The following is an 11,819-nucleotide window of genomic DNA, read 5'->3' on the forward strand; positions in this document are numbered from 1 at the left end:
CTCGATCGTCGGGCAGGACCGCTCGGACTCCACCCATGTCGTCGAGATCGTGGAGTTCCCGTCCTACGAAGAGGCCATGAAGAACTCCAACCTCCCCGAGACCAACCGCATCTTCGAGGAACTGGTCGCCGCCTGCGACGAGACGCCTTCCTTTACGGACCTCGACGTCGTACGGGACGAACAGCTCAACAAGATGATCGTCCGCCGCTTCTTCGGCGAGGTCATCAACGCCAAGAACCTCGACCTGGCCGACGAGCTGTGCACCGGCGATTACCGGGAGCACGACCCCGCCCTGTCCTCCTACGACGTGGATCTCGCCCAGGCCAAGCGGGAGAACGGCGAGATCCTTAACGCCTTCGACTTCCGGCTCACGCTGGAGAGCATGATCGCTGAGGGCGACCTGGTGACCTGCCGGATCACCTTCCAGGGCCAACACACCGGCACCTACCAGGGGATGGAGCCCACCAACCGGGACGTCACAGGAACCGGGCACGCCACGTTCCGCTGCCAGGGCGGCAAGATCGCCGAGAGCTGGTGGAACTGGGACGAACTCGGCTTGCTGCGGCAACTGGGGGCCGTGGAGGTCTGACGAAGACCAGGATCGGTCGTCACCGTCTGCTCACTGACGCTGTGCGCGCGGCAGTGAGCAGTGAGCAGTGAGCAGTGAGCAGTGAGCAGACGGTATGCGACTCCTTAACGTGCGCGAGAGCCCCGGGTAAGCCGGGGCTCTCGACTGCGGGGCGGTTATACCGCCTGCGGTTGCAGGTTGCGGGCCAGCAGCTCGTCCAAGCTCTCCATGCCGGTGAGGCGGCCCGAGCTGTCGCGGACCACGGCGAGCGAGGCGCGGCGCCGACGCAGCAGGCCGATGGCGTCGGCGACCGTGGCGTCCTCGGTCAGTTCGGGCACCGGGCGGACCAGGGAGCGGGCGCTGGTGGTCCGTCGCTGGGCGCGGACCACCAGGGCGTCACGGGTGTGGACCGAGCCGAGGACGGTGCTGTGCTCGCAGGCCAGGAGCCGTGTGCGGCCGCTGTCGGCACCCAGTCACAGGATCTCGTCAGCATCTGCGCCGCCGTCGACCGAGGTGATCTCGGCGGCCGGGAGCCGCAGTACCCGTACCAGGGTCTCAGGCTCGGCCAGTGAACGCCTCAGCAGTTCCGAGTCCGTCTCGCTGATCAGGCCGATCCGCTGGGACCGCGCCGCGAGGGGGGTGAGCTACTCGCGGTGTGGACCGAGGGCAGGCTCCGGACATGTCGGTGCGTGACGCCCGGATCCGCCCAGCCGGCCGGTTCACCGGATCAAGGTTCCTGCCGACGGGGAGTCCGTTACCACCACCTCCGTCGGGACCACCCTGGCCCTATGCAACTACACCTTCTCCGTACGGGCCCGCCGCTGGTCGGGCGCTGATCATGTCTCGCGGGTCGGGACGGTCTGACGGCGACTCAGCATGCGCCACCGGAGGTGTAGTTGTCCAAGCGCATCCAAATCGCCATCCGTCTGAGCACACCAAGAGACTGCTGGCCGGCGCCCCACTGTGGTTGCCTGAGCGCTTCCGCTGCGAGATCGCCAGCCCCGGCGCGCCTATGGGATATTTTGCGACTTTTTCATATTACTGTCCCATGACTGTACGAAGTCGATCTCTCGCTGATCGCACCCACCTCACTCCATCGGAGATGACATGCACAAGCTTCGGAAGGCTGCCGTCCTGGTTGTAACTCTCGGCAGCGTCGGGCTCCTGGGCGTCGGCACCGCCGCTGCCGACCAGGGCGGTCACGGCGGCAAGGACGGCGGCAAGTTCAGCGCCCTGCAGAGCTCCTCCTGCAAGTCGCACGACCTGAACATCGACATCCTCGGCCAGGTCGGCATCCTCAACGGCCTGCTGGGCAACGCGCTCAACGGTGAGGGCAACGCCGGCGGGCAGGACAAGCACATCGGCTCGACCATGGGCTGCAACAACAGCGTCGGCGGCCACGGCCACTAGGTGTATTGATCACGAGCGTTGTTGAGGACGGGTGGGCCGCTCGGGACAGTCACGGGCGGCCTACCGATGAGTGAGGCCGGGGGCGCCATTGCCGACACCTCAGCGCGACCTCGCCCAGGCCGGCTCCCAGGAGCCACGGACGCGCCAGTAGTCCGGGGACGGCTCGCGCCACCTGTCGGCCTACTGCATCCCGCCGCTGAAGCAGGCTGGGTCGTGTTCACCGCGTTGGGCTGATCGGCCGCCTGCCAAGCGCGCGGGTCCCTTGTGGTGTCCCCGGCGCGCACCGCCGTGGCCCAAGTCTGGACGTGACGCTTCAGGCTCACATCGCCCCCTCTGCGTGCGCAGTCCTCCGTGGGGGGGGTAGCAGGGATCATGCACCCGATCCGGGCGCAGGGGAAGGGGCGTGCACGGCAGATCGCACGGGTCGGCCCGGGACGCCAGGGCGACCCGGGCCGTTCGCGCCAACGCACCAGCCAGACCGTTGGGTTGGAAAGGGCTAGCTGACTGGCGTCGGGCTGCCGGTCAGAGGGAGGCGTTGACGCTGACGTGGTTGTACTGCCCGGCGGTGCTCAGGAGCTCGGTCTTGACGGCATCGACCTGGGCCAGGACGTCCGAGCCGCTGACCGCCGTGGGGCCGGCGACGACGTGGGCGTGGAGGCCGCCGGAGACGTTGTCGAGCGCGGCGTCGGAGATCTCGACGGTGTCAACCTGGGGAGCGGAGTTCATGAGGAGACTTCCCTTCGTATGGATGATCCACAAGGGGGGTGGCCCCGCTGGGGGGACAGATCGCGGGCCTCGACCGCAGGCGTGCGCCACCCGTATTCCGGGACCTTCGCGCGTCCTGCGGCGCAGAGGATCAAAGCACGCAGCACGCCGGGCATCCAATCAACCGGCGCGCACACCCGAGAAATTGAAAGGGCAGGCTACGCATACGTGCAGGCGCCCACACGACTTAAGGGCAGCTTCTCTACATGCCGCGCGGCACCAGGCAGCGACTCGCATTGCCTTCACGATTCCGAACGGGACACTCCGCACCAACGGAACATCATCGGCAGACTCTTGTGCGGATCCGTCGCATACCGTGCCGCGGTTACGCATTCGATGTGCAGATTCACTGAAGCCGGACTACCAGCCCCACCTGGGGCACCGACCATTGTCGGTCGCTTGCGGTCGTCTGTTCTGTCGGCGGCTGAACGGCGTTCGGCCGTCATCGAGAGGCGGAACCGTGGTCGTGCAGAGAGGAGGCTGGCAAAGATCGGACCGCAGGCGTAGGCCGGCCTGGTCAGCGACGCGCGGTGTCGGCGCGCGGTGATGGTGCCGAACGCGCTCCTGGGCGGTGCCCCCTCCCCAGGTCGCCCCCCCCGGACGGCGGGTTCGGCTACTGACTCACGCCGTTCACCGAGTCCAGCCGCTATCGGCCGAGCGGGGACAGGATATCCGGCGCTCAGCCTTCAGGTTCCGGACCTGAGCCGACGTGAGCGCCTTCCTCGTCGTGGCGAAGACCAACCGTGATCAAGACGGCATGACGGTTCTCCGCACGCCCTTAATCGATGATTTGGTTGAAGAACAGGACGGCCATGGCGCTGGCGCCGCTGCCGACGCTGACCGCGAGGGGCCAGACGTTTCCGGCCAGTGCCGCCAGGACGGCGGCACCGATGCCGACCAGCGCGGCCAGCAGAAAGACCGTGGCGGCGCGTTGGCTGAGCAGCGGGCCGTTCTCGTCCCGCTGCGGGCGGTTCTCCCGTGTCACCCGGGTGCTCCTTGCGAGGGACTGTCACGGGCGCACGAGGCCGTCGCGCGGGGAGGCGGGCGCGGTCCGGCCGTCCGGCGTCGGCGGCTCGTACGGGTCCTGTGCGGGACGGACGAGTTCGAAGCGGATCTGGCCGTCCCCCCTGCCGCGGACCGCGTATACGGCCGGTTCGGGCAGGCTGTTGTAGTGGAACGGCGTGGAGAAGTAGTACGCGCCGGTGTCCGGGAGGACGACGATGTCGCCGGGTTCCAGCAGCGGCAGAGCACGGTCGCGCGCCAGCAGGTCACCGGCGAAGCAGGCCGGGCCGGCGATGTCCTGCCGGACGGGGCGGTCGTGTTTCGCTCCGCCACGCGGGTCGTGTGCGGTGATCCGCAGTGGCCAGGCGTCGGGGTGGAACACGGTGCGCGTGGCGACCTGCACGCCGGCGTGGGTGATGGCGATGGGACGTCCGCCCACGCTCTTGGTGTATTCGACGTACGCGGCGGTGAAGCCGTTCTTGGCCAGGATCGAGCGGCCGAACTCGGTGATGATCTCGTACCCGCCGGAGAAGAGTGCGGGCGCGTGCTCGCGCAGGTGGTCCACGTACGTGTCGTAGCTGGGGCTGACCTCGTCACTGGCGAAATTGACGGGTAGTCCGCCACCGATGTCGATGCCGACCACCTGGCGTCGCCCGAGGTGGCGGTTGACTTCCTCGGCGAATTCCACGGCCTGTGCCACTCCCTGGGCCATCAGGTCCAGCGGGCAGCCCTGTGATCCCGCATGCGTGTGCACCCAGGTCAGCCAGGGATGGTCCTCGAAGGCACGCAGCAGCCACTCGCGGCTGCCCGGATCCGCCAGCGGAACGCCGAACTTCGAGGTCTGCGTGGCCGTGCTCATCGCGGCGATCGTCCCGCCGCCCACCTGGGAGTTGACGCGCACGCCGACCCGCGAGCGGGGCGGGCGTCCGGCGAGGATCTCGTCGATCCGGGACAGTTCCTGGAAGTTGTCCACGTTGATCGTGACACCCAGGCCGAGGGCCCGTTCCAGTTCCGCGCGGGTCTTGGCCGGTGAGTCGAACACGATACGGTCCGGCGGGAAGCCCGCCGCCAGGGCCCGGTCCAGCTCGCCTCCGGTGGCCACTTCACAGCCCATGCCGTGCCGCCGCAGCTCTGCCAGCACGGGCACGAGGCTGTTCGCCTTCGCCGCGAAGGCGTGGAGGACGCAGAGCGATCCGGGGAAGGCCCGGTGCAGGGCATCGACCGTCTCTGCGACGCCTTCGAGGTCGACGAAACCGGCCAGCGCGGACCGCTCGGGGTCAAGGAGTCCCTGCCGCACGGCCGCTCGCAGGATGTGCTGACGTCGTTCGGCGGCTTCGGTGAGGTCGGTCATGGTGCCCCCTTGGTATCGGTGTGCCGAGCGCCCGGTGAGTCCGGGCGGACTCCAAGGCTGCCCGCCACCGCCGGACGGGGTCTTCGTGGAACGGGCAGAAGATGCCCGCGGGGACCGTGGGCAGGGCAACGCCCCCGGCGGCGCTCTCCGGCCGTTGTGCGCGGCGACGAAGACCACGCCGTCGGATGGTGCCGCCGGCCAAGGAACCGCGATCGTGGCAGCACAAGCCCGACCGCCCCCGCGGTCACGGCCGAGCCGGCCCAGAGCCCTTGGGGTCGTCGAGCAGGCGCAGTTGAAGCTGGGCGAGCAGCCGGGCGTCGGCACTGTCGAGATCGATGTGTGACTCCTGGGTGATCCGACGGATCCGGTACCGCAGGCTGTTGGGGTGCACACCCAGGGCGCGGGAGGCAGCGGGCACGTCCCCGAAGTGGTCGAGGTACGCCCGCAGCGTCGCCACCATGCGACTCCCGCTGTGCTCGGCGTCGAACGCCACGAGCCGTGCCACCGGGGTGTGCGGTGGCAGGACCACCTCCCGCAACGCGTCCATGACCTTGATGATGCCGACCGCCTCCGCGACGTCCTCGGTGCTCGCGACAACCCGCGGTCCTCCGGCTACCAGCAGCGCATCAAGAGCCAACTCGGCCGACCGGCGGGATTCGGGTAGCCGCGCCAGGCCCTGGACCACGTCGCCCAGGCCGATGCGCACGGTCGTCCTCCTCGTGGCCGAGAGCTGTCTCGCCAGGGACCTCCCCAGTTCCGCAAGCCGGTTGCCGGCCCGCTGCGGGTCCGCGTCCAGCGAGCCCAGCACCATCAGAGCCCTTTCGCCCATCGGGACGACGACGGCCTGGTGGCCGTGCGCGGAGCAGTGCAGCGCGAGCATGCCCTGCAGACGTGAAGCTTCATCGCCTCCCCCGGACCCGTCGTGCACCGCGAGGACGGCACAGGCACCCTGCTCCGGCAGCGAGGCACGCTCTGCCAGCACCTCGACGCAACCACGCCCTTCCAGCACCGCACGGGCCGCGTCCTGCACAAGTCGGGTGTCCGCGCCACGCGTACTGTGGTGCAGCAAGTGCGGCGCGGCCGCCCGAGCCGCCGAGCGCAGGGCCTCGGACGCGTTCGGAGCCAGAGGCCGACCCGCGACCGCAGCCACCCAAATGGACCCCAGCACCTCGCCACCCGCCCGGACAGCCGCCACCAGACGCTCCGGACCGTCTCCCGTGGCCGGCCGATGCAGGACATCAACGCCCCACAACGCCCGGAAGAAGCCGGCCTCTCGCATAGCGGCGACACGCCACGGCGGAACCCTGCGGCCGAGGATGGTCAGCCGACGCATCTCATCCACGTCCTCCTCAGTCGAGGAGTAGGCCAGCACACGGAACTCCGGATCCTCGATCGTCACCGCGCCCCCGGCGAGCGCCGCCACCGCATCGGCCAGCCGCTCCAGGTCCCCGAGCACAACGGCCTGCGCCATGGGACCGGGAGAAACACCCGCCGAAGCCAGCCCCGCCCGCAACACGCCCACCAACTGATCCCAAGTGCACCACGCGGTACGGAAGAGCACCGCGACACCGGCCTCCTCGGCAGCCGTACGCAGCGCGCCGTCGGACGACCCAGACCCGCCAGACCCGAAGACCACCCCCGCAACGGCCCACTCGCCCGCTCCCCGCAGTACATCCACCGCATGGGCCGACCGCGCATCGACCCCGACCGCAAGCACCAGCTCCCGCGGCCGGAAGCCGGGCTCCAGCGGATCCAGCACACTCACGCCAGTGACAGCCGCCGCCAGACCGCCAGGAGCCGTGTGCAACTCCAGGGCACCCGCACCCACCACGGAAAGCAAACGCTCCAACGTCACCTGCGACTCCGCAGCGGCACCCCAGCTCGGCAGCGCGTCCGAATCCATCAGCGATCCCCCTTGGTTCCCACGCCGTTCGGAACCGACAGCGACCATGCCCCACGGCCTCGTCAGTGGCACCCGAACGACGTACACCACCACAAGGCCACCTCACACTCAACAGCGCACCGTCGCACAACCCGGGCGCGAACAGCCGATGCGCTGGCCGCCGATCACCATGGGAACCCGTCGGCGCGGCCCCCCGAACCCGGCGAGCGCCTCGAACCGACCGTTGCTCCTTCAGAGCCGTGAAATAGGCGGCCACGCCGTGATGTTCGCGCAGCAGTTGGGCGAGTGCGGACAGATCATCGGCCGTCACGCCAGCCGGCACCGTACTGTCAGGTGTGTTGCCCGGTGGTCAGGGGGACCATGGAAGTCAAGCGCCTGCCGACGCAGCCGCGCCGCGCCCCAGCTCGGCGGATGGCCCGTGTCGGCTTGCGGAAGGAGTGCCGCGATGAGCGAAGCCGAATGGCCTCCCGCGGACCTTGACTGGGCGGGCACCCGCCGGGAGGATGGCCCCTCGCAGCCGAGCGGGCTGATGGACCTTCTCGCTGTCGCGGCGGTGCTGCTGGACGCCGACGGCCGGATCGTCCTGTGGAGCCCGCAGGCCGAGGAGCTGTACGGCTACACAGCGCAGGAAGCGCTCGGGCAGTACGCCGCGCAGCTACTCGTCCGTGAAGAGCACTGGGACTGGGTGATCAAGAAGTTCGCCGAGGTCATGGAGACCGGCCAGAGCTGGGGTGGCACGTTCCCCATCCGCTGCAAGGACGGCAGCACACGGCCGGTGGAACTGCGCAACATGAGGCTGCTGGACGATCGCGGCGACTTCTACGCCCTTGGGCTCGGCACCGACTCCCCCACACTCCGCGCGCTGGAGCGGGACGTCGCCCTGTCCACCCGGCTGATCTCCCAGTCCCCCATCGGGATCGCGATCCTCGACACCGACCTGCGCTACGTGGCCGTCAACCCCGCCCTGGAGCGCATGCACGGTGTCCCCGCGAAGGAGCACCTGGGCCGCCACTACCGCGAGATCATGAAGCAGTCGAAGTTCGAGGTGCCCGAGGCTGCGATGCGGCAGGTCCTGAAGACCGGGATCCCTCTGATCGACCAGTCCACCATCGTCGGCCGCAGCCCGGCCGACCTGGAACACAAGCACGCCTGGTCGATCTCGCTCTACCGGCTGGAAGACACCCAAGGCCACGTTCTCGGGGTGGCCGACCTGGTCGTGGACGTCACCGACCGGTATCAGGCGGCCACCGAGGCCACCGAGACGCGGCGGCGCCTGGCCCTGATCGCCGACGGCTCCGCACGCATCGGCACCACCCTGGACGTCGAAAAGACAGCCCGCGAGCTGGCCGACGTCACCGTTCCCGCACTCGCCGACATGGCCACCGTCGACGTGCTCGACTCCGTCATCGACGAGCACCGCCCCGCCCCCACACAAGGCCCCCTGCGCTTCCGCGCCCTGGCAGTGAAGGCCGCCTACGCCACCGACGCCCACCGGGCCTCCGACCCGCCCGGCCAGATCGCCGCCTACGACGCCGACCGCCTGGCCACCCGATGCGTGCGCACCGGCCGACCCATCCTTATCCGCCACGCCGACGGAAACGACCTGACGCGCATCGCCCGCGACGAGGACGCCGCCACACTGCTGGCCCGCGCCGGCGTGCACTCCTACATGGCCGTCCCGCTCACCGCCCGCGGCACCACCCTCGGCTTCCTCGGCCTGACCCGCGCCCGCGCCCCGCGGCCCTTCGACGAGGACGACCTCGCCATCGCCACCGAGCTGGCCTCCCGCGCCGCGGTCTGCATCGACAACGCCCGCACCCACCAGAGCATCCGCAACGCCGCCGAGACGCTGCAGCGCAGTCTGCTCCCGGAACACCCTCCCGAGCTGCCCGGCCTGCAGGTCGCTTCCCGCTACCTGCCCGCGCAGGCCGCCTACGAGATCGGCGGCGACTGGTACGACGTCCTCCCCCTCGGCGGGGACAAGACCGCACTGGTCGTGGGCGACGTGATGGGCAGCGGCATCGACGCCGCCGCAGCCATGGGCCGTCTACGCACCGCCACCGCGGCCTTCGCCGGCCTCGACCTCGACCCCGCCCAGGTCCTCGAGCAACTCGATGCGATCACCTCCGGCCTGAAGGATTACATCGCCACCTGCCTCTACGCCGCCTACGACCCACACAACGCCACCTGCCACATCGCCAACGCCGGCCACCTGCCCCCCGTCCTCATGCACAGCGGTGACCGCCCCCGGCTGCTCGACCTGCCCACCGGCACCCCCCTCGGCGTCGGCGGCATCCCCTTCGACACCACTACCCTCCACCTCACCCCCGGCGACCAACTCGTCCTGTACACCGACGGGCTCGTCGAAACCCGCCACCACCCCATCGACGAACGCCTCGACACCCTCCTGAACCTCCTCGACACCCCCGACCGCCCTCTGGAAGAAGCCTGCGACCGGCTCCTCCGCAACCTCCGGCACCCCGAAGACCGCGACGACGTCGCCCTGCTCATCGCCCGCACACGCCCCTTGGTTCAACGAAATCGGCCTGGCCTGCTTGGACCCTCGGTGGGCGGGAGGCCGTCCCCGCCTGCTCAGCCCTGACGACGAGGACTTCGTCGTGGCGACGGCCACCACCCGCCCGACCAAACTCGGCCAGCCCTTCACCCGCTGGGCCGCCCGCAAACTCGCCGCCTACCTGCGCCGCGTCCACGGCCGCGTCATCCGCATCGGCCGCGAGGCGTTACGTGGCCTGCTCGCCCGCCGCGGCGTCACCTTCCAGCGCACCAAGACCTGGAAGGAGTCGCCTGACCCCGAGCGCGACGCCAAGCTCGACCGCATCGAGCAAGTTCTGGACCGCTTCCCCGACCGCGTCTTCGCGTTCGACGGGTTCGGGCCGCTCGGCATCCGGCCCGCTGCCGGCACATGCTGGGCCGAGCAGGGCCGGCCCGAACGGCATCCCGCGACGTACCACCGCACCCACGGTGTGCGCTACTTCCACGGCTGCTACTCGGTCGGCGACGACACCTTGTGGGGTGTCAACCGGCGCAAGAAAGCTGGTGCACACCGGCCTGAACCTGCACGCTCTCGGCGGGGGCCTGCTGCTCGCGGGCCTGGCCCCGCACATCCGTCGGGTCATGCGGGTCACCGGCTGGGACACCGTCCCCGGCCTGCAGATCGAAAGGGGGCACGAGGAACCGTGACGCGCACCGGCTTCGTCCATCAGGCGCTGTGCTACGGCTCAGACGAGGAGTTCCTGGACGGCACGCTGGGATACGTACGCGACGGCCTGCAGGCGGGCGATGCGGTCCTCGCCGTGGTCGCCGCCGCCAACATCGGCCTGCTGCGCGACGCCCTCGGCGACGCGGCGCGCGAGGTCGAGTTCGTCGACTCCCTGGGCCAGCACAACGATTACTGCACCGCGCACGACGGGGGCGGCACCCGCCAGGTGCGGGTGATCGGCGAACCCGTCTGGACCGGGCGTACAGACCTCGAGACCCGGGAGTGGATGCGTTACGAGTCCCTGCTGAACATCGCCTTCGCCGACTCCGGCCACTGGATCCTGTGCCCGTACGACACCCGGGTCCTGCCCGAGGACGTCGTCGCCACCGCCCGCCGCACCCACCCCGAACTCGCCGTCGGAACGCGGGTTGCTGATCAGCCACCGGTACGCCGACCCGGCCGACTTCTACGCCGAGTGCGACGAAATCGAACGCGAGCTGATCGCGATGACCGATCCGGCCCGTCAAGTCCCCTTCGCACGCGACCAGTCGGCCGCCGTCCGCGCTGCCGTCGCCGAGTTCGCCCGCAGCCGCGCGGTGCCCGAGAACCGCACGCGTGACATGGTCACCGCTGTGCACGAGGTGGTGGTCAACGCCGTCCGCTTCGGCGGAGGCAACGGCGTACTGCACCTGTGGAGCGAGCCCGACCACGTCATCTGCGAGGTCACCGACGCCGGCAGCCGCGCTCGCGCGCCCGCGTTCCCCGGTCATCTGCCGCCGGAACCGCGTGCGCCACGGGCGCACGGCATGTGGGTCGTACGGCAGTTGAGCGACCTGGTGACCGAGCAGTTCGGCCCAGAGGGATCGGCCGTGCGGATGTACTTCCGCCGCTGACCGACGGTGGGCAGCACATTCCCGGCACGGGGCGTACGCACGCCCTACAGGCAGCCGCACACCGGAACCATGGCGATGCCGGGCAGGGGCAGCAGTCCAGCCAGCACCGGCCCGCCATGATCTGCGATCAACAAGGCAGGACCTCGTGGCCGTGCGACTGACCAGCGCCGAGAAAGCTCGCCGCACCCGACAGCGCATGCTCGACGCCTGTAGGGTTCCAGAAGTGACGTACAGTATCTGACCAGGCACTTTGCGACTCCGGGCGATCACGGCAAGCTCGGACCCCATGGCACTGCGCATGCTCTACCTGGTCTTTCTGAGGCTCCTTGGACTGCTCCTGTGGCTGTCGCGGTCGGAGGATGCCAAGGACGTCGAGCTGCTGGCGCTGCGCCATGAGAACACGGTGCTGCGTCGTCGGCTCGGCACCCGGCCGCGGTTGACCTGGCCGGACCGCGCAGTGCTCGCCGCCCTCGCCCGGCACCTACCCTCCCGGCTGCGCCGACACCGCCTATTCACACCCGGCACCCTGCTCACCTGGCACCGGCGACTACTGCGCTGGAAGTGGAAGCAGAAACCCGCACGGACCGGCCGCCCGCCGATCTCCGAGGAACTCACCGCCCTGATCCTGCGCCAGGCCCGCGAGAACCCGACCTGGGGCTCAACCCGTATCCAGGGCGAGCTGCGGCGCCTGGGCCACCGCGTCGGCG

8 protein-coding genes and 4 pseudogenes are annotated in these 11,819 nt (G+C 69.8%); 7 read left to right on the top strand and 5 right to left on the bottom strand.

Translation table 11 applies throughout. The annotated features are described in order from the left end of the window. On the top strand, positions 1–589 hold a 589-nt coding region (locus tag ADL12_RS14155), incomplete at its 5' end, for an ester cyclase (RefSeq protein WP_062702216.1). 155 nt (positions 590–744) lie between these two features. Here the strand turns inward: ADL12_RS14155 and ADL12_RS50350 are convergent. Beyond that, a pseudogene (locus ADL12_RS50350) lies at positions 745–1,212 on the bottom strand (CBS domain-containing protein); the annotation flags it as partial. A gap of 463 nt (positions 1,213–1,675) precedes the next feature. On the opposite strand from ADL12_RS50350, the gene ADL12_RS14165 reads away from it, so the two are divergent. Next, complete coding sequence (locus ADL12_RS14165) at positions 1,676–1,978, top strand: hypothetical protein (protein ID WP_062702219.1); 303 nt, start codon at positions 1,676–1,678, stop codon at positions 1,976–1,978. 522 nt (positions 1,979–2,500) lie between these two features. Here the strand turns inward: ADL12_RS14165 and ADL12_RS14170 are convergent. From ADL12_RS14170 to ADL12_RS14185, 4 genes are all read right to left on the bottom strand, one after another. After that, a complete protein-coding gene (locus tag ADL12_RS14170) occupies positions 2,501–2,704 on the bottom strand; it encodes a hypothetical protein (RefSeq protein WP_062702221.1) in 204 nt (67 codons plus the stop codon). Between the two features lie 817 nt (positions 2,705–3,521). Beyond that, complete coding sequence (locus tag ADL12_RS14175; protein ID WP_062702223.1) at positions 3,522–3,728, bottom strand: hypothetical protein; 207 nt, start codon at positions 3,726–3,728, stop codon at positions 3,522–3,524. Positions 3,729–3,752: 24 nt separating this feature from the next. After that, positions 3,753–5,096 (bottom strand): type III PLP-dependent enzyme domain-containing protein, encoded by a 1,344-nt coding sequence (locus tag ADL12_RS14180; RefSeq protein ID WP_062702225.1) that lies wholly within the window; start codon positions 5,094–5,096, stop codon positions 3,753–3,755. A gap of 244 nt (positions 5,097–5,340) precedes the next feature. Further along, a complete protein-coding gene (locus ADL12_RS14185; protein ID WP_062702227.1) occupies positions 5,341–6,999 on the bottom strand; it encodes a PucR family transcriptional regulator in 1,659 nt (552 codons plus the stop codon). 445 nt (positions 7,000–7,444) lie between these two features. Between ADL12_RS14185 and ADL12_RS14190 the strand changes: the two genes are divergently transcribed. The 5 genes and pseudogenes from ADL12_RS14190 to ADL12_RS14205 all read left to right on the top strand — a co-directional run. Further along, on the top strand, positions 7,445–9,601 hold the full coding sequence (locus ADL12_RS14190) for a SpoIIE family protein phosphatase (RefSeq protein ID WP_079052037.1): 2,157 nt from the start codon (positions 7,445–7,447) through the stop codon (positions 9,599–9,601). Then, a pseudogene (locus tag ADL12_RS50355) lies at positions 9,531–10,115 on the top strand (helix-turn-helix domain-containing protein); the annotation flags it as partial. The gene ADL12_RS14190 and the pseudogene ADL12_RS50355, both read left to right, overlap by 71 nt. A gap of 114 nt (positions 10,116–10,229) precedes the next feature. Beyond that, positions 10,230–10,838, top strand: a pseudogene (locus tag ADL12_RS56435) (MEDS domain-containing protein); the annotation flags it as partial. Then, on the top strand, positions 10,726–11,112 hold the full coding sequence (locus ADL12_RS14200) for an ATP-binding protein (protein ID WP_079052038.1): 387 nt from the start codon (positions 10,726–10,728) through the stop codon (positions 11,110–11,112). The pseudogene ADL12_RS56435 and the gene ADL12_RS14200, both read left to right, overlap by 113 nt. Positions 11,113–11,398: 286 nt before the next feature. Next, a pseudogene (locus tag ADL12_RS14205) lies at positions 11,399–11,819 on the top strand (integrase); the annotation flags it as partial.

Origin of the sequence: Streptomyces regalis (assembly GCF_001509475.1) — a bacterium.
Lineage (GTDB): Bacteria > Actinomycetota > Actinomycetes > Streptomycetales > Streptomycetaceae > Streptomyces > Streptomyces regalis.

What these genes read in the sequence shown, in the direction of transcription:
- ADL12_RS14165 (WP_062702219.1), top strand. Translation starts at nt 1,676, where the DNA reads ATGCACAAGCTTCGGAAGGCTGCCGTCCTGGTTGTAACTCTCGGCAGC.
- ADL12_RS14170 (WP_062702221.1), bottom strand. Translation starts at nt 2,704, where the DNA reads ATGAACTCCGCTCCCCAGGTTGACACCGTCGAGATCTCCGACGCCGCG.
- ADL12_RS14180 (WP_062702225.1), bottom strand. Translation starts at nt 5,096, where the DNA reads ATGACCGACCTCACCGAAGCCGCCGAACGACGTCAGCACATCCTGCGA.
- ADL12_RS14185 (WP_062702227.1), bottom strand. Translation starts at nt 6,999, where the DNA reads ATGGATTCGGACGCGCTGCCGAGCTGGGGTGCCGCTGCGGAGTCGCAG.
- ADL12_RS14190 (WP_079052037.1), top strand. Translation starts at nt 7,445, where the DNA reads ATGAGCGAAGCCGAATGGCCTCCCGCGGACCTTGACTGGGCGGGCACC.
- ADL12_RS14200 (WP_079052038.1), top strand. Translation starts at nt 10,726, where the DNA reads ATGACCGATCCGGCCCGTCAAGTCCCCTTCGCACGCGACCAGTCGGCC.